We start from the raw sequence: 17,282 nt of genomic DNA on the forward strand, positions 1-17,282 counted from the left end.
ACTACCTCAATCAATATTGAGTCAATGAACAGTGAGCGAACATCCCTCGAGGCGCGCGCCGCTCGCCACGCGGCGCTCGCCGATCCGACCCGTCTGCGGATCGTCGACCTGCTCACTCTCGGCGATCTGTCCCCTCAAGAGCTGCAGGTGCGGCTCGAGGTGGCGTCCAACCTCCTCGCGCATCACCTCAAGGCCCTCGAGGCCGCGTCGCTGATCCGTCGATCGCGGTCGGAAGGCGATCGGCGACGCAGCTACGTGCACCTGAACGCGGACGACCTTCGCGACCTGGGCACTCCTGCTCACTTCGCGGCGTCCCGAGTGCTGTTCGTCTGCACCGCGAACTCCGCACGCTCACAGCTCGCGGAACACATATGGCGGGAGAACAGCTCCATCCCGGCAGCGTCGGCGGGAACCGTTCCCGCCCGCTCGGTTGCTCCCGGAGCAGTGGAGGTCGCCGCGAAGCACGGCTTCGACCTCTCCCCCGCCCGCCCCCGGCTCCTCTCTGAGATCGAGCAGGCGGAGGGGGAGCTTCGGATCACGGTGTGCGACAACGCCCACGAAGACCTGGGCGCGAGCGACCTGCACTGGTCCGTCCCCGACCCCGTCGCCGTGGGGAGCCTCACCGCATTCGAAGCCGCGTACGTCGACCTGCGCCGCAGGATCGACACGCTCGCACCGCGGGTCTCCGCCGCGTAGCCGAGCCAGGCGCGATCAGCGGGCGATTCTCTCCCCGACCAGCCGCTCCGAGACCTCCCAGACCCGTCGCGCGTCGTCCGCGCTGCGGAGCGGTCGCCACAACTCCTGCTCGACCGGCGGGCCGCCGACGGTGCGCTTCGGACCGAAGAACTGGTCGCCTCGCGAGTCGGGGCCTGTCGCCGCCAACAGGGCCGGCAGCGCCGCGCTCTGCGGGGTACCGGCGATGCCGATCCGCGAGAGCAGACCAATGAGCCGGCGCTCCGGGGGCGTCCGGTTGCGACCCATCCCCGGCTGCGCGGCGAGCAGGTTGGTCGGTGAGATTCCGGGGTGCGAGAGGTTGCTGCTGATCCCCCACCCGCCCGCACGGCTGCGCGCATCCAGCTCGCGGGCGAACAGGCCCACCGCGATCTTCGACCCGGCGTAGGCCTTCATCACGTCGTAGCTCTTCTCGTAGTTCAGGTCGTCCCAGTTCATCGCCCCGCTGCGTGCCGCCACGCTGGTCTGGTGGGTGACGCGGGCACCGCCGGCCCGGAGAAGCGGCAGCAGCCCCAGGGTGAGAGCGAAGTGGCCGAGATGGTTCGTGCCCAGCTGCAACTCGAATCCGTCTTTCGTCGTCTGCCGTTCCGGCGGACGCATGACCCCCGCGTTGTTCACGAGGATGTCGATCGGGCGCCCCTCGTCGTTGAGCGTGGTGGCGAGAGCGGCCACCGATGCCAAGGACGACAGATCGAGTGACCGCGTGCTCACGGCGGCGCCACTCACGGCGGAGCGGATGCGCTGCGCTGCTGTCTCGCCCTTTTTCTGCGACCGCACCGGCATGATCACCTCGGCCCCGGCCTGCGCGAGGCGCGTGGCGATGACGGTGCCGATCCCGTCGCTCGCGCCGGTGACGACGGCGAGCTTTCCGGTCAGGTCGGGAATGGAGAGATCGTAAGCACGAGGCATGGGGTTCCTTCGGTCGAGTTTCGCGTCACCGAAACGGTGCGTGTGACCATGCTGGAACGGCACCGCTCCCGCATCCAGGGCCCGCCGATCCACGGCTACCGAGGGCCTGGCTACCCGCGTCGACGAGGTTCACGGAGCGACGGACTGCGGGCCGAGAACGGCGAGCAGCTGGAGCTTCTCGTAGCTCTCACTTCCCGGTGCGGCCGTGTAGACCAGCAGCCGATGCGACTGGTCGGGGTCGAGCAGCGTCTGACAGCTGAGCTCCAACTGACCGACCGCGGGGTGCGAGAAACGCTTCAGTTCGGGAGGGCGCACACCGACCTCGAAGGTGTCCCACACCGCACGGAATTCCGCGTTGCCGTGCAGCGCCGCCACGAGGCGAGCCGCCGGGGAGTTCGGTCCGCGCAGCGCCACCAGCTGCCGGAGCCCCGAGGCGTAGAGCCGCGAGAGCTGATGACGCTCCTCGGGGGGATAGGGCTCGCGCGCGGCGGGGTCGGTGAACCACCGATACCCGAGGCTCCGCTGCGGGCCCGTGCGCTCCGAGGCGTCGCCGGTCAGCGCGACTCCCAGCGGGGTCTGGCGCAGCGTCTCGCCCAGCTCCGTCGTGATCTCGGCCGGTGTGTCGGAGAGCCGGTCCAGGATGCGGAGGAGCCCCGGGCTGATGTGATCGCTGCCCGAGCCCCGCGGCGGCGGGCTGTGCCCCGCGAGACGGAGGACGTGGTCTCGCTCGTCCAACGACAGGTGCAACCCCTGGGCGATCGAGGCGATCATCTGCTCGGAAGGGTGAGGACCGGTGGCCCGCTCGAGCCGCGCGTAATAGTCGGTCGACATGTGGCACAGGGCGGCGACCTCTTCTCGGCGCAGCCCGTCGGTTCGCCGTCGCTGACCGCGTGACAGACCGACGTCTTCGGGCTGCAGCGACTCGCGTCTGCGTCGGAGGAACGCGGCCAGGCCTGGGCGATCGATCACGATGTCCTTCTTCCGGTCAGGTTCGTTTGTACCCCGTGTCCGGTTTCCCATCCACGCCCTGATGATCCACCCTTCCGCCTCTGTTGCCGACTGTGACGCCGCGACTGCGCGTGTGCCGCGGATGCTGGCTACCGTGTGTCAGCGCCCGGAGGTTCCACGCCGGGGCGACCCGCGTCACTTCCACCGAACAGAGGCCCCCGATGAAGCTTTTCCGCGCAGCGCTCGTCAGCGCCCTCACCGCCGTCGTCCTCGTCGGCACGGCTGCATGCAGCGGCGGCTCGACCGACACCTCGGGCGGCGCGGACGCCGGGGGCGACAAGACCGACCTCAAGATCGGGTTCAACCCCGGCCCGTACCGCGAGATGTTCGAGGGCGGGATCGCGCCGATCCTCGAGGCCGAGGGCTACACGGTCGAAGCCGTCGACTTCACCGACGGCATCGTGGTGAACGTCGCCGTCTCGCAGGGCGAGCTCGACGCGAACATCATCCAGCATCCGGTGTATCTCGATTTCGTCAACGCGCAGGAGGGCATCACGAACGCTCCGCTCGTTCAGGTCCCCACTCCGCGCATGGCACTGTTCGGCGGAAAGAAGACGTCGCTCGACGACGTCGCCGACGGGTCGACGGTGACGGTGCCCAATGCCCCCTCGAACATGTATCGGGGGCTGCTCATCCTGCGCGATGCCGGCTGGATCGACTTCGACGACGTCGATGATCCCAACACGGCCGACCTGTCGATCATCACGTCGAACCCGAAGAACCTGAACATCACGCCCATCGAGAACGCGCAGCAGGTGCCGGCTCTGCAAGACGTGGATTACGCGACCATCCAGGGCAACTTCATCATCTCGGGCGGCCTCGACTACGACGACGCGCTCGCCGTCGAAGACCAACCCGTCGTCTTCTCCAACGTCGTCGCCGTCCGCGAAGACGACGTCGACTCCGAGTGGGCACAGGCGATCAAGGCGGCGTACGAATCCCCCGAGTTCATCGACTACATCGCCTCCGACCCGCAGTACGACGGCTACCAGCTGCCGGCCTGGTTCGAGTGAGTCCGTCGACCGAAGGCCGCATCGTCTTCGAGAACGTCACGAAGACGTTCGGAGCGAAAGGGGCGACCACCGCCGCACTGCGCGACGTTTCGCTCGACGTCGCGCCGGGAACCATCTTCGGCGTGATCGGGTTCAGCGGAGCGGGCAAGTCGACCCTCATCCGCACGGTTAACGGACTCGAGAAGCCCACGAGCGGGCGGGTCATGGTCGAGGGCGTCGACATGGGCGCGCTCCGCGGTCGGGCGTTGCGCACCGCTCAGCGGCGGACGGGCATGATCTTCCAGCAGTTCAACCTGCTCGAGACCGTGCGGGTGCGCGACAACGTCGCCCTCCCCCTGCGGCTCGACGGGGTGGCGAACGCCGATGCCCGTGCGCGCGCCGAAGAGGTCCTCGACTTCGTCGGGCTCGGCTCGAAAGCCACCAGCTTTCCGTCGGAGCTGTCGGGCGGGCAGAAACAGCGCGTCGGCATCGCACGAGCGCTGGTCCGGAACCCCCGCATCCTGCTGTCGGACGAGGCGACGAGCGCCCTCGACCCGACGACGACCGTGCAGATCATCGATCTGCTCCGCAGCATCAACCGCGAGTACGGAACGACCATCCTCGTCGTCACCCACGAGATGGACGTGATCAAAGACCTCGCAGACGAGGTCGCCGTCATGGCCGACGGTGAGGTGGTCGAGCACGGAACGGTGCTCGACACGTTCGTGCACCCGCGGGCGTCGATCACACGGGACTTCGTCACGACCGTCGTGCCGCAGGGGCTTCCGCCGCGGGTCGTCGCTCACGTGGGAGGCGACAACCTGTGGCGTCTCCTGCTGCTCGACGACCAGGTCACCCAGCCGCTGGTCTCGCATCTCATCACCGACCTGGGCGTCACGGTGAACATGCTGCACGCCGACATGACCGATGTGGGAACCCACACCATCGGGCAGATGATCGTCAAGGTCGACGGGCCCGCCGACCGGGTGGCCGCGGCTCGCGACTACCTGTCGACCCGCGTCGTCACGCTCGAGGAGGTCGTTCATGAACGGTGACCGCTGGACCCTCATCACCCCCGAGATCTTCGTGAAGGCGATCGGCGAGACACTGCAGATGCTGGGGTTCGCCCTCGTGTTCGGCGCCATCCTCGGCGTCGCCATCGGCACGTTCCTCGCGCTCACACGGCCCGGCGGCATCTTGCAGAACCGCCCCGTGAACATCGTGCTCGGCCTCTTCGTCAACCTCGCGCGCTCGCTGCCCTTCATCGTGTTGCTGGTCGCGATCCTGCCGTTCACCCGCCTCCTCGTCGGGACGAGCATCGGGGTGTGGGCGGCGATCGTGCCGCTGACGGTCATGATCGCCCCGTATATCGGACGCCTCGTCGAGAACTCCCTTCTGGAGGTGCCGCAGGGGGTCATCGAGGCGGCACGGTCGATGGGCGCCTCACCGTTCCAGATCTTCCGTCGATTCCTGCTGCCCGAGGCGCGCAGCTCGCTGATTCTCGCGATCACGATCGCGACGGTCGGTCTCATCGATGCCACCGCGATGGCCGGCACGGTCGGTGCCGGCGGGATCGGAGACCTCGCCCTCTCGTACGGCTATCAGCGGTACGACGGGTTCGCCATGGTCCTCACCTGCGTCACGCTCATCATCCTCGTCCAGGGCATCCAGATGTCGGGCTCGGCGATCGCACGACGCTACAGGCGGCGGTGAGCATGGTCGACTTCGAGCCCGCGCAGCGCGTGCAGGTCCTGCCCCCCAACTTCTGGGGGGCGATGGACCGGGAGGTCGCGCACCTCGCGACCCGCCCGGGAGCGCGGATCATCGACGTGTCGAAGGGCAACCCCGACCTGCCGACGCCCGAGCACATCGTGGCCGCCATGCAGCGGGCCGTCGCAGACCCGGCGAATCACCGCTACCCGTCGTCGGCAGGAAGACCCGCGGTGCGCGAGGCCGTCGCGAAGCGTTACCGCGACGACCACGGCGTCGAGGTCGACCCCGATGGGCAGGTCGCGATCTTCCACGGCTCGCACGAAGCGATCATCGCGGCCGTTCTGGCGCTCGCAGACCCCGGCACGAACGTCGTCGTCCCCGACCCCGGCTACCCGTTGTACCTCTCGGCGGCGAGCCTCGCGGGGGCATCCGTCGTCCCCCTCCCGCTCGATGCACCCGCCTACCAACCCCGCTTCGCCGCCCTCGACGCCGTCGCCGCGGCCCGGGTGCTCGTCCTGAACTACCCGAACAACCCCACCGGGGCCCTCGCGACCGCCGCGACGTTCGAGGGGGCACTCGCCGTCGCCCGGCGCACCGGGGCCGCCTTCATCCACGATTTCGCTTACTCGTCACTCGGATTCGACGGGCGCCGACCGCTTTCCGCCCTCACCGCCGATCACGACCTCGACAGCACGGTCGAGCTGCAGACCCTCTCGAAGACCTACAGCATGGCGGGGTGGCGGTTCGGCTTCGCCGCCGGCAACTCTTCGGTCATCGACGCCATGGCTCGCTACCAGGCGCACGCGTTCAGCACCATGTTCGGCGCGACCCAGGTGGCCGCGGCGGCGGCACTGGGCGGCGATCAGGATGCTGCGGCCGACCTCGTCGCGGTGTACGAGCGACGGCGAGACCTGGTCGTCTCCGGACTCCGTGCAGCCGGGTGGGACCCTGTCGAACCCGAGGGATCGTTCTTCGTCTGGGTGCGAGTGCCGGGCGGTGGCGACGCGAGGGCGTTCGCCCACCGGCTCCGTGAAGAGCAGCGGGTCGCCGTGGCACCGGGCGACGGCTTCGGTGAAGGCGGGCGCGGGTTCTTCCGCATCGGGCTCGTGCACGACGACGCGACGCTCGCCGAACTGGTCGAACGACTCGCATCTTTTCGCGCGCTCGGAGCCTCCGCTTCGGAGTGAGAATCCGCCGGACCGAAGACGCGGCCCGGAGCGGCACGGTTCAGTCGCCGCGGAAGAACGCCACCCCGAGATCGGCGTGATCGACGAAGACACCGTCGACGGCGGCATCCCGGATCACCGCCCACTCGTCTTCGAACCGACCGAACGCGGCTTCTCCCCCCGGGTTGCGGAACCCCGGCAGCAGGAAGCGATTCTCCGGCCGGCACGTCCACGTGTAGACGCGCAGGCCCCGCTGGTGCGCGTCATCGACGACCCGGCTCGGCCCGGTCGCTCGACCGGCTTCGTCGGGAGCGAGGATCATCCGCTTGTCGACGCTGATACCGTCGAACCGCCCGACGAGCCCGTCGAGTCCGGCGGGCTCGGCCGTCTGGGCATATGTCGGAGCAGCGCTCCCTGCGGTCATGAGCAGATCGTGCGGGTGCCCTTCGGCTGCGAGCAGGTAGATGTATTCGGCCGCGAGCCCACGCTCGCGCAGCCGGTCGAGCACGGTCGACTCGAAAGACTCGACGACCAGCGGCAACCCGGCCGCCCGCGTATGCAGCTCGTCGTATGCGAGGGTCTCGACCTGCCACCCGGCGTCGGCGAAGAAGGTCGCGTGCTTGATCTCCACGACCAGCCCGATCGGGCTTCCCCGTTCGCGGGACCGCAGCTGAACGAGGTCGATCAGATCGCTCAGGCGCAGCATCGGTTCGGAGTCATCGAACGCCGCGCTCTGCGGCCGGAGTTCGGGCAAGCGCTCACGACACCGCAGCGTCGCGAGTTCGGCCCAGGTGAAGTCCTCGGTGAACCATCCGGTCAGGGCTTCGCCGCCGACCACTTTCGTCGTACGGCGCGAGGCGAACTCCGGATGCTGCGCGACGTCGGTCGTCGAACCGATCTCGTTCTCGTGCCGCACCACCAGCACGCCGTCCCTGGTCACCACGACGTCGGGCTCGACGGCGTCGACGCCCATGGCGATGGCGAGGTCGTACGACGATCGCGTGTGCTCGGGGCGGTACCCCGGCGCACCGCGGTGCCCGATGACGACCGGTCCGTTGACGAGAGGGCGGATCACGGCACCACGCTAGCGCCACCGACGCGCAGCATCCGACCCGCTCATGGCGTCCTCACAGCGCCGCCCCGCCACGCCGACGAGGGTGTCGGCTAGTGTTGATCTACAGCACGGTGCTGTGACGACTACCCCGAAATTTGGAGTGTGAGAGCAGTGGCCCTCAACAATCCGGCCTTCAACAACCCGGCGTTCCAGGACCCCCGCGCGGCGCAGAACTACCCCGGCGGGTCGCAGGCAGCCCGCCAGACGCAGTACGCGCCGCCCCCGCCCCCCACCGTTGCGACCGAGGCCGAGCTCGAGGGCAAGTTCGTCGCCCCGTCGGCCGGCGCGCAGCAGACCGACCGCATGACGTACGAAGACACCGTCTACAAGACGATCGGCCTCTTCGCCATCCTGCTCGTCGGCGCCGCTGTCGGCTGGGTCGCCACCCTCGGCGGCATCTCTGCCGCCCCGCGCACCCCCACCTCGGTTCTGCCGATGCTCGTCGGCGGTCTCGTCGGCTTCGTGCTGTCGCTCGTCGTGATCTTCACCTCGCGCAAAAAGGTGCGTCCGGGCCTCATCATGGCCTACGCCGCCTTCGAGGGTCTCTTCATCGGTGGCATCTCGGCCTTCTTCGAGGTGCAGTGGCAGGGCATCGTCCTCCAGGCCACGCTCGCGACCCTCTCGGTCGTCGGCGTGACCCTCGCACTCTTCGCCAGCGGCAAGATCCGCGCCTCGAAGCGTGCCACCAAGATCTTCATGATCGCGATGATCGGCTACCTGGTCTTCAGCCTCGTGAACGTTGGTCTGATGCTGTTCAACGTTCCGATCGCGGGCGGCGCCTTCGGCCTGCGGAGCCAGCTCATCTTCGGCATCCCCCTCGGCCTGATCCTCGGCGTCCTCGTCGTCATCATGGCGGCCTACTCGCTGGTGCTCGACTTCGACCAGATCCAGCAGGGCGTCCGTAACGGCGCGAAGCGCAGCTTCGCGTGGCTCGGCGCCTTCGGCATCATGGTGACCGTCGTCTGGCTCTACGTCGAGATCCTGCGCATGATCGCCATCCTCCGCGGCAGCAACTAGCCCGCACCACGCACGAAGGGGTCGCCCATGATGGGCGGCCCCTTCGTCGTTCCCGGGGCACCGCCCTCCGCGGCATTTCCCGTCATCCGCGCCAACGAAATGCGCGGCGGACGACGCGAAGTGGCGCGGGTCGGGTGGCGGGCGGGAGGGGCGCAAGCCCTGGTCGCAGCATCCGCACCCCGGCTAGCCTCGCTGCCATGAGCCCTTCTAAGACGCCGGCCGCCACGCTCGACGTCGATGGCCACGAGGTGCGCGTCACGAGCCCCGACCGTGTCGTGTTCGCGGAGCCCGGGCTGACGAAGCTCGACATCGTGCGGTACTACATCGCGGTCGCCGACGGCGCGCTGCGGGGTGCCGGAGGGCGCCCGATGGTGCTGAAGCGATTCGTCAAGGGAATCGACGAGGAGGCGTTCTTCCAGAAGCGGGTGCCCGAGAAGCATCCGGAGTTCATCGACACCGCCACCCTGCACTACGCCCGAGGCACCTCGGCCGAAGAGACCGTGGTGCGGGATGCTGCAGGACTCGCGTGGATAGCCAACCTCGGGTGCCTCGATCTCAATCCCCACGCGGTGCGGGCCGACGACCTCGACCATCCTGACGAGTTGCGCGTCGACCTCGACCCCATGCCCGGAGTGGAATGGGCTCAGATCGTCGATGTCGCGATGATCGCCCGCGACGTGCTCGAAGACCACGGGCTCGTGGGCTGGCCCAAAACGAGCGGGTCGCGCGGGCTCCACATCCTCGCGCGGATCGCGCCGGAGTGGGACTTCGCCGACGTGCGGCTGGCCGCCGAGACCCTGGCGCGCGAGGTCGAGAACCGTGCGCCCGGGCTGGCGACCGCCCGCTGGTGGAAAGAGGAGCGCGGCGAAAGCGTGTTCGTCGACTTCAACCAGAATGCGAAGGATCGCACCGTGGCGTCGGCGTACAGCATCCGCCCCCTGCCCGACGCCCGCGTCTCGACGCCGCTGTCGTGGGAGGAGGTGCGCTCGCGCCGACCCGAGGAGTTCACGGTCCCGAGCGTGCTGGCGCGTTTCGCCGAGATCGGCGACCCGCACCGCGGCATCGACCAGGCCGTGGGACGTCTGGACGGGCTGCTGAAGCTCGCCGAGGATCTCGGCCCGGCGGAGAAGCCGCCGACAGCCTCGGACGGCTCGGGACGCCGGGCATCGACGATGCCACTCATCGAGGTCGCCCGCACCAAGACGAAACCCGAGGCGGCCGAGGCGCTCGAGCTCTGGAAGGCGTCGCACCCTGCCGTGGCGCAGCTGCTGCACCCCGCGGATGTGATGGTCGACGGCATGCGCGGGTCGAGCTCGCTGTGGTACCGCGTGCGCGTCAATCTGCAGCACGTACCAGAGCCCGAGCGTCCGGCACAGGAGCCGCTGCTCGTCGACTACGACCCGTGGGCTTCGTCCCGCCGCTGAGGCAGGATCCCCGGGCCTGCTGAACGCCCGGCCCGGCGCCGTCGAGCCTCCCCCCGTGCACTAACTCAGGCTGAATGCGCACCCCCGGCCTGAATCGGCCCGAAAACGGCCCCGCCGCGCCGTTCAGCCTGAGTCAGTGCGGCGCGGGTCGGGCGACCGACGGAGCGGGGGCTACGCGCGGGGGGAAGGGCGGGCGAAAACGTCGTCGACCACCGACGCGAGCGCGGCCATCGCGCGCTCGGGCGCGAGCCGACCCGCCGCGGCGACAGCCTCGGACGACAGCCGCTCGCGCAGGGCCTCGTCGCCGAGAACGACGGCCAAGGCCGAGGCGAGAGCGTCGAGATCGCCGTCCGGCACGAGCACCCCGCCACCCGAGGCGAGCATGTCGCGCGGACCGTAGCGGATGTCGAAGGCGACCGCGGGCGTCCCCCGCGAGAGGGCTTCTGCGAGAGCGAGCCCCTGGCCCTCGAACGCCGAGGTGGAGAGATAGACGGATGCCGCGTCGAGCACCGCGCCCGGGTCATCGGTGGATCCGCGGAGCACCACGGATGCCCCCGCGCCGAGTTCGTCGACGAGCAGCTGCAGGGAGGCGCGCTCGGCGCCGTCTCCGTAGACGTCGAGCGTCGCGCCGGGAACGTCGGCGAGGACGAACGCGCGGATCGCCAGGTCGACCCGTTTGCCGGGCGCGAGGCGACCGACGACGACGACGCGTCCGGGTACGCGGTCTGCCGCGGGCACGACGAACGCGACGGTCGCGACCGCGTTCGGAACCACCGCGTGTGCCGTCGATGTGCCGAAGCGCGCGACGACGTCGTCGCGCTGCGAAGGGGTCGGCCACAGCACGGCGTCGAATCGTTCGGCGACCGAGAACCATCGCTCCCAGAGCGGGTTCACCGGCGCATCGGGGGTGAAGGGCGGCTCGAGATGGATCGTGTGAATCGTGTGGATGACACGAGCCTCCGGCGAGTTCCACGGGGCGAGCAGCTCGCCCAGCTGCCGCGACTCGCAGATGACGACGGCCGGGCGGTCGATAATCGCCCGAAGGTCCGCGATGACGACATCGAGCCACGTGCGGTACAGCGCGCCGAAACCCTCCAGAACGCCGACGGCCCCGCCGTCAGCATCATGCACCACGACGGGTGCGGTGGTCAGGTGCCAGTCGGGGTCGCCGGCGATCACGGGGAGCGATACGACCGGGCGGCCGGCAGCATCCGTCACTCGTCGATACTCCAGGTGAGGGTCGGCGTCGCCCGGCGCCGCAGCCGCACGCAACCACGTCGCGGCGCCTCCGTCGGGGGCGGATGCTTCGTCGAAGAGGTTCCGCAACCGTCGGGGGTCGTCGAGCATGCCCCGACGGACGAACTCGGAGCGATGCTCGGCGTGGGCCGCGGGGGTTCCCGGGTCGACGGTCAGGATCACCGGCGAGGCACCCGCATCCGCCATCTGCCGCGCCCGCGCGAGCGCCGCCACGGTGTATCCCCCGTCCAGCCCCGGCACGAGCCGGCTCGAGAGCATGACGTACCACGCCTCCGCAAACCCCACGCGTTCCTACCCTCTTCCCACCCGACGCGATCGCGGCAAGGAAGGAACTCGAGTCACTCCCACTCGATCGTCCCCGGCGGCTTCGACGTCACGTCGAGAACGACTCGGTTGACGTCGCGCACCTCGTTGGTGATGCGATTGGAGATCTTCGAGAGCACGTCGTACGGCAGACGCGTCCAGTCCGCCGTCATCGCGTCTTCGGATGAGACGGGGCGCAGCACGATGGGGTGGCCGTAGGTGCGGCCGTCGCCCTGAACACCCACGGATCGGACATCGGCGAGGAGTACGACCGGGCACTGCCAGATCTCGTTGTCGAGGCCGGCTTTCGTCAGCTCCGCCCGGGCGATGGCATCGGCGTCACGCAGAATCTCGAGGCGGTCAGCGGTGACCTCACCGACGATCCGGATGCCGAGGCCGGGGCCCGGAAAGGGCTGGCGTCCGACGATGACCTCGGGAAGACCGAGCTCGCGTCCGATCGCTCGCACTTCGTCCTTGAACAGGGTGCGCAGCGGCTCGACGAGTTCGAACTGCAGGTCTTCGGGAAGCCCGCCGACGTTGTGGTGGCTCTTGATGTTCGCCGTGCCCGCGCCCCCACCGGATTCGACCACGTCGGGGTACAGCGTTCCCTGCACGAGGAAGCGGATGGGCTCGCCGTCGGCGGCAGCCTCGGCGACCAGCTCGCGCTCGGCCGCTTCGAACGAGCGGATGAACTCGCGTCCGATGATCTTGCGCTTCTGCTCGGGGTCGCTGACCCCCGCGAGGGCGTCGAGGAACTGCTGGCGTGCGTCGATCGTGATCAGGCGTACTCCGGTCGATGCGACGTAGTCGTTCTCGACCTGTTCCCGCTCGCCTTTACGCAGCAGACCGTGGTCGACGAAGATCGCGGTGAGCTGGTCTCCGACGGCATGGTGGACGAGCGCCGTAGAGACCGCCGAGTCGACGCCGCCCGAGAGCGCCGAGATGACCCGCGCCGAACCGATCTGCGCACGAATGCGGTCGACCTGTTCGGCGATCACGTTGCCGCTGTTCCAGTCGGCGGCGAGGCCCGCGGCCTTGTGCAAGAAGTTCTCGATCACGCGCTGGCCGTGGTCGGAGTGCTTCACCTCGGGGTGCCATTGCACGCCGTACATGCGACGGGCGTCGTTCGCGAATGCCGCGACCGGCGTCGCCGCGGTGCGCGCAAGCACGTCGAACCCGTCGGGAGCGCGCGAGACCTGGTCGCCGTGGCTCATCCATACGTTCTGGTCGGCCGGTTGGCCTTCGAGCAGAGTGCCCTCGGTGATGATGGTGGCGTCCGTCGCGCCGTACTCGCGAAGCCCGGTGTTGGCGACCTCGCCGCCGAGGGCCTTGGCCATGACCTGGAATCCGTAGCAGATGCCGAGCGTGGGCACGTCGAGATCGAAGACGCCGGCGTCGAGCGAAGGCGCGCCCGGCTCGTACACCGACGAGGGCCCGCCCGAGAGGATGATGCCGACGGGGCTCTTCGCAGCGATCTCCGCGGCGGTCGCGGTGTGGGGAACGATCTCGCTGTATACGCCCGCCTCGCGCACGCGCCGCGCGATCAGCTGCGCGTACTGCGCGCCGAAGTCGACGACGAGGACGGGGCGTTGAGAAGTCTCTGTGTGTTCGGTCACGTGCTGGTTTCCCTCACGATGTGCGTTACGGGGCGGGGACGGGGGCGGATGCTTCGGACGCTTCGCGTTCGGCGAGGTAGGTCCTGACGCGGCGGGCGATCCGCACCTCCAGGAAGAACGACAGCAGGGGGACGACACCCCCCAGGGCGAGCAGCAGGAAGCGCGGGAAGGGCCAGCGCATCAGGCTCCACAGCCGGAAGCAGGCGAAGAGGTACACGACGTAGAACCAGCCGTGCGCGACGAGGATGAACAGCGAGACGTTGAAACCGTCTTGCGCGACCGACTCCATCTCGCAGCCGTTGCCGCCCGGGATGAACAGCGAGAACCATTCGCAGGCCGGGCCCGGGATGGTCTGCGCGAACCAGAGGAACCCGCCCGACCCGCCGGCGAAGAGTTCGACGTGCAACGGCGTGTACTTGAGGACCATCTCGGTCAGCAGCAGGAGCAACCCGATACCCGTGATGATCGACGCGATCGTGTAGAACCGCAGGGCACCGCGGATCGCCGGAAAAGATGCGAGTTTCGGGGCCCGGGGCATGGCTCCCATTCTAGGCGCCGGTGAAAACGCGAACCGCCCTCCCCCGGTGCGGGGAAGGGCGGTTCGGTGCTGTGACTCAGCCCTTCGGCAGCGTCACCTGGATGAGACCGGTCGGGTAGCGGTCTCGAGCCGACACATAGAGCAGGTCTCGGTCGGCGTCGATGGATACGCCGTAGACCTTGTTGCCGTAGGTGTGCGCCGACAGACGCTGGACCAGGCTGAGGTCGCCGGCGGTGAACACCGTCACCCCCGACTGCTCGAACGTTGTGCTCTGGTTTCCGACCACGACGAGCCCGCCATCGACCGCGATCGACCGGTAGTCAGCGCTCGCGACGCTCTGACGCTTCTTGAGCTCGAGGTCGCCGCCGCCGTACACCCGGATTCCCTCGGTCGAGCCGCCCGCATCGCTGTTGCTGATGTAGAGCAGGTCGTTGACGGCATCGAAAGCGACGCCGTGCGTGCGCCAGGCACCTCCGTCCGCGACTCCGTCCACCGTCTGCTTCAGCTCGCCGGTGGTCGCATCGGCAACGTCGAAACCGGCGCCGCGCGTTCCGCCGTAGACGAGCCCGCGCTCGAGGTCGACGTCCATCCCTCGCACCCCGCCGGAGAACGCGAACGGACCCCGAACCACGGCGCCCGTCTCTGCGTTCAGCACGACCCAGTTGCTGCCGTACGCCACGTAGAGCACCTTGTTCGTCGAGTCGTACGCGATGTCGCGCAGACCGTCGGGGGTGAGCCCCTCGGGAACGACGATCGTGCGCTTCACCGTGTCGGCGACGGGGTCGACGACGTGGATGCGCGCGGGGCGCATCTCGTTCGCCACGAACAGGTCGCCCGTGGCGGGATCGACCGCGGTGCCGACCGGAAGGATCTCCGGTTCCTCGCCCTCGGTCGGGATAGCGGTGAGGCCGCGGGCGACCCACGGTTCGACCGGAACCTCGGGGGTGGGGAGCGTTGCCGGAAGCGTCACCCGCACGAGACCCGCCGGGTAGCGGTCGCGTGCCGACACGTACAGCTGGTGCGTCTTCGGGTTGATCGAAACCCCGTAGACCTTGTTGCCGTAGCGGTGCTCCTCGAGCCGTTCGACCAGGCCGAGCCCGTCGGCGTGGTACACCGACACCCCCGACTGATCGAAGGTCGTGGCCTGGTGACCGACGACGACCGTGTCGGTCGCGGGGTCGACCGCGATCGAGCGGAAGTCCGCCGCCGGGTACGCCAGGCTGCTGACGAGGGAGTAGTCCGTGCCGTTGTAGACCCGGATGCCCTCAGTCGAACCGCTCGTGTCGCTGTTGCTGACGTAGATGAGGTTGTTCGCCGCGTCGTAAGCGACACCGTGGGTGCGCCATGCTCCGCCGTCCGCGGGCCCCTCGACCGCGCGGATCAGCTCGCCCGTCGACGCGTTGCGCACATCGAATCCGGCTCCACGGAGGCCACCGAAGACGCGGCCTCCAGCGAAGTCGACGTCCATGCCACGAACCCCGCCCGAGGAGAAGGCGAACGGGCCCGACACCTTGGCGCCGGTCGTCGCGTCCATGACCACCCAGCTGTCACCGAAAGCGACGGTGAGGTCGCCGGTGGCCGCATCGAAGGCGATGTCGCGCAGGCCGTCCTGCACCGGATCGGTCGTGGGCGCAGACATCGTGCGCACGATCTTGTCGGTCTTCGGATCGATCACGTGGACACGCGCCGGCCGCTGCTCGTCGGCCAGGTACACCAGGCCGGTCGCCGGGTCGACGGCCGAGCCGACGGGTCGGATCTCGGTGGCGCCTTCGGCGGTCTCGGTCGGGATCGCCGCAAGCGCGGTCGCCGTCCAGGGGTCACCCGCGGGCACTTCGGGCTCCGTCGGCTCCTCGGGCTCTTCCGGTTCTTCCGGCTCTTCGGGCTGGTCGTCACCGGTACGGATGCTGACGGTGACCGCCTTCGGCTCGAGTTCTTCTCCCGGGGGGTTGAGGCGGAAGTCGCGGTTCGCGACGAAGACCCGCTGATCCTCCTCGTCCACGACGATGCCGTATCCGTCCTTGCCGAACTCCGGCCCGACCTTGTCGGCCAGCTGCGCGCCCGTCGCCAGGTCGTGTACCGAGAATCCGCCGCTCTCTTTCGACGTGCCGGTGTAGCCGACGTAGAGCAGACCGCGCTCGCTGTCGATGTCGACCTGGCGTGCTCCGGCTCGGACTTCTTTCTCCCAGAGGAGGTCGAAGCCGTCGTTCGCGGCGAAGGCCTGGAGGTCGGGGTTGCCCGCGACGCCCTGGAACTTCGTCGTCACGATCGTGCCGGTCGCCGGGTCAGCGGCGACGTAGTACGCGTCTTTCGTGCCGTTGATGACACCGAGCGACTCGCCCGTCGAGGCCCGGAAGACCTCCACACCGCGCGCCGGAACGGCGACGTAGACGTAGTCGTTCACCGGGTCGACATCGATCGACCGCTGCGACTCGATGATCGGGAACGGACCACGCACGACCTGACCGAACGTCGCATCCGCGATGGACACCACGATCCAGTTCTTGTTCTGCTGACCGACGTAGAGCAGCTGCTTCTCCTCGTCGATGCCCAGGTCACGGATGTTCTCCGGCAGGGTCATCTCCCTCTTGACCGCGTCGGTGTCCGGGTCGATCTCGAAGATCTGACGCGAGTTCTGATCACCGAGATAGAGCACGTCGCGCGCCTGGTCGTAGGCGACACCAGCCGGAAGAGCGGCCTTGTAGGCAGCATCCGTCGACGTGTTCGGCATGACCGAGTCGAGGTCGGCGAGCTTCTCGTAGGCGAAGGTCTCTGCCTCCGGCTCGGCGACCCGGGTGCTCTCGGTGACCGCGAACGGCACGAGCTCTTCTCCCGGGGGGTTGAGGCGGAAGTCGCGGTTCGCGACGAAGACCCGCTGGTCTTCTTCATCGATCGCGATGCCGTACCCGTCCTTGCCGAACTCCGGGCCGGCCTTATCGGCCAGCAGGGCGCCACTGTTCAGCGCGTGCACCGAGAATCCGCCGCTCTCTTTCGACGTGCCGGTGTAGCCGACGTAGAGCAGACCGCGCTCGCTGTCGATGTCGACCTGGCGTGCTCCGGCTCGGACTTCTTTCTCCCAGAGGAGGTCGAAGCCGTCGTTCGCGGCGAAGGCCTGGAGGTCGGGGTTGCCCGCGACGCCCTGGAACTTCGTCGTCACGATCGTGCCGGTCGCCGGGTCAGCGGCGACGTAGTACGCGTCTTTCGTGCCGTTGATGACACCGAGCGACTCGCCCGTCGAGGCCCGGAAGACCTCCACACCGCGCGCCGGAACGGCGACGTAGACGTAGTCGTTCACCGGGTCGACATCGATCGACCGCTGCGACTCGATGATCGGGAACGGACCACGCACGACCTGACCGAACGTCGCATCCGCGATGGACACCACGATCCAGTTCTTGTTCTGCTGACCGACGTAGAGCAGCTGCTTCTCCTCGTCGATGCCCAGGTCACGGATGTTCTCCGGCAGGGTCATCTCCCTCTTGACCGCGTCGGTGTC

Annotated in this window: 14 protein-coding genes; 7 read left to right on the forward strand and 7 right to left on the reverse strand. The window is 68.7% G+C overall.

Features of this window, described 5'->3' with window-relative positions; all coding sequences use genetic code 11:
• Positions 1 to 24: 24 nt before the first annotated feature.
• A complete protein-coding gene (locus ACFXQA_RS15170; RefSeq protein ID WP_394520727.1) occupies positions 25 to 696 on the forward strand; it encodes an arsenate reductase/protein-tyrosine-phosphatase family protein in 672 nt (223 codons plus the stop codon).
• 15 nt (positions 697 to 711) lie between these two features.
• Here ACFXQA_RS15170 and ACFXQA_RS15175 read toward each other — a convergent pair whose 3' ends face one another.
• Positions 712 to 1,641, reverse strand: a complete 930-nt coding sequence (locus ACFXQA_RS15175; protein WP_394520728.1) for an SDR family oxidoreductase — start codon at positions 1,639 to 1,641, stop codon at positions 712 to 714.
• 129 nt (positions 1,642 to 1,770) lie between these two features.
• Positions 1,771 to 2,610: a helix-turn-helix transcriptional regulator gene (locus tag ACFXQA_RS15180; RefSeq protein WP_394520729.1), complete on the reverse strand. Its 840-nt coding sequence runs from the start codon at positions 2,608 to 2,610 to the stop codon at positions 1,771 to 1,773.
• A 200-nt stretch (positions 2,611 to 2,810) separates the two neighbouring features.
• Between ACFXQA_RS15180 and ACFXQA_RS15185 the strand changes: the two genes are divergently transcribed.
• From ACFXQA_RS15185 to ACFXQA_RS15200, 4 genes are read left to right on the forward strand one after another with little or no spacing between them, the layout of a single operon-like run.
• Positions 2,811 to 3,662: a MetQ/NlpA family ABC transporter substrate-binding protein gene (locus tag ACFXQA_RS15185; RefSeq protein WP_394520730.1), complete on the forward strand. Its 852-nt coding sequence runs from the start codon at positions 2,811 to 2,813 to the stop codon at positions 3,660 to 3,662.
• Positions 3,659 to 4,696: a methionine ABC transporter ATP-binding protein gene (locus ACFXQA_RS15190; protein ID WP_394520731.1), complete on the forward strand. Its 1,038-nt coding sequence runs from the start codon at positions 3,659 to 3,661 to the stop codon at positions 4,694 to 4,696. The genes ACFXQA_RS15185 and ACFXQA_RS15190 overlap by 4 nt, the downstream gene beginning before the upstream one ends.
• Complete coding sequence (locus tag ACFXQA_RS15195; RefSeq protein WP_394520732.1) at positions 4,686 to 5,354, forward strand: methionine ABC transporter permease; 669 nt, start codon at positions 4,686 to 4,688, stop codon at positions 5,352 to 5,354. Before ACFXQA_RS15190 ends, ACFXQA_RS15195 begins: the two co-directional genes overlap by 11 nt.
• Before the next feature lie 2 nt (positions 5,355 to 5,356).
• Positions 5,357 to 6,541 (forward strand): aminotransferase class I/II-fold pyridoxal phosphate-dependent enzyme, encoded by a 1,185-nt coding sequence (locus tag ACFXQA_RS15200; protein ID WP_394520740.1) that lies wholly within the window; start codon positions 5,357 to 5,359, stop codon positions 6,539 to 6,541.
• A gap of 40 nt (positions 6,542 to 6,581) precedes the next feature.
• Here ACFXQA_RS15200 and ACFXQA_RS15205 read toward each other — a convergent pair whose 3' ends face one another.
• Positions 6,582 to 7,595 (reverse strand): glycerophosphodiester phosphodiesterase family protein, encoded by a 1,014-nt coding sequence (locus ACFXQA_RS15205; protein ID WP_394520733.1) that lies wholly within the window; start codon positions 7,593 to 7,595, stop codon positions 6,582 to 6,584.
• A 150-nt stretch (positions 7,596 to 7,745) separates the two neighbouring features.
• On the opposite strand from ACFXQA_RS15205, the gene ACFXQA_RS15210 reads away from it, so the two are divergent.
• Together ACFXQA_RS15210 and ligD are read left to right on the forward strand one after the other, a co-directional pair.
• Positions 7,746 to 8,651: a Bax inhibitor-1/YccA family protein gene (locus tag ACFXQA_RS15210; protein ID WP_394520734.1), complete on the forward strand. Its 906-nt coding sequence runs from the start codon at positions 7,746 to 7,748 to the stop codon at positions 8,649 to 8,651.
• A gap of 197 nt (positions 8,652 to 8,848) precedes the next feature.
• Complete coding sequence (ligD, locus tag ACFXQA_RS15215; RefSeq protein ID WP_394520735.1) at positions 8,849 to 10,075, forward strand: non-homologous end-joining DNA ligase; 1,227 nt, start codon at positions 8,849 to 8,851, stop codon at positions 10,073 to 10,075.
• Between the two features lie 171 nt (positions 10,076 to 10,246).
• Here ligD and ACFXQA_RS15220 read toward each other — a convergent pair whose 3' ends face one another.
• From ACFXQA_RS15220 to ACFXQA_RS15235, 4 genes are all read right to left on the reverse strand, one after another.
• On the reverse strand, positions 10,247 to 11,617 hold the full coding sequence (locus ACFXQA_RS15220; protein WP_394520736.1) for a glycosyltransferase: 1,371 nt from the start codon (positions 11,615 to 11,617) through the stop codon (positions 10,247 to 10,249).
• 53 nt (positions 11,618 to 11,670) lie between these two features.
• Positions 11,671 to 13,251 (reverse strand): glutamine-hydrolyzing GMP synthase, encoded by a 1,581-nt coding sequence (gene guaA / locus ACFXQA_RS15225; protein ID WP_394520737.1) that lies wholly within the window; start codon positions 13,249 to 13,251, stop codon positions 11,671 to 11,673.
• Positions 13,252 to 13,276: 25 nt separating this feature from the next.
• Positions 13,277 to 13,789 (reverse strand): DUF3817 domain-containing protein, encoded by a 513-nt coding sequence (locus tag ACFXQA_RS15230; RefSeq protein ID WP_394520738.1) that lies wholly within the window; start codon positions 13,787 to 13,789, stop codon positions 13,277 to 13,279.
• A 76-nt stretch (positions 13,790 to 13,865) separates the two neighbouring features.
• Positions 13,866 to 17,258, reverse strand: a complete 3,393-nt coding sequence (locus ACFXQA_RS15235; protein WP_394520739.1) for a hypothetical protein — start codon at positions 17,256 to 17,258, stop codon at positions 13,866 to 13,868.
• Positions 17,259 to 17,282 lie beyond the last annotated feature (24 nt).

This window comes from Microbacterium shimangi (assembly GCF_043556445.1).
In the GTDB taxonomy this organism is placed as follows: Bacteria; Actinomycetota; Actinomycetes; order Actinomycetales; family Microbacteriaceae; genus Microbacterium.

Coding starts and splice junctions, on each gene's coding strand:
- ACFXQA_RS15185 (WP_394520730.1), top strand. CDS start 2,811: ATGAAGCTTTTCCGCGCAGCGCTCGTCAGCGCCCTCACCGCCGTCGTC.
- ACFXQA_RS15175 (WP_394520728.1), bottom strand. CDS start 1,641: ATGCCTCGTGCTTACGATCTCTCCATTCCCGACCTGACCGGAAAGCTC.
- ligD (WP_394520735.1), top strand. CDS start 8,849: ATGAGCCCTTCTAAGACGCCGGCCGCCACGCTCGACGTCGATGGCCAC.
- ACFXQA_RS15200 (WP_394520740.1), top strand. CDS start 5,357: ATGGTCGACTTCGAGCCCGCGCAGCGCGTGCAGGTCCTGCCCCCCAAC.
- ACFXQA_RS15170 (WP_394520727.1), top strand. CDS start 25: ATGAACAGTGAGCGAACATCCCTCGAGGCGCGCGCCGCTCGCCACGCG.
- ACFXQA_RS15230 (WP_394520738.1), bottom strand. CDS start 13,789: ATGCCCCGGGCCCCGAAACTCGCATCTTTTCCGGCGATCCGCGGTGCC.
- ACFXQA_RS15235 (WP_394520739.1), bottom strand. CDS start 17,258: ATGACCCTGCCGGAGAACATCCGTGACCTGGGCATCGACGAGGAGAAG.
- ACFXQA_RS15195 (WP_394520732.1), top strand. CDS start 4,686: ATGAACGGTGACCGCTGGACCCTCATCACCCCCGAGATCTTCGTGAAG.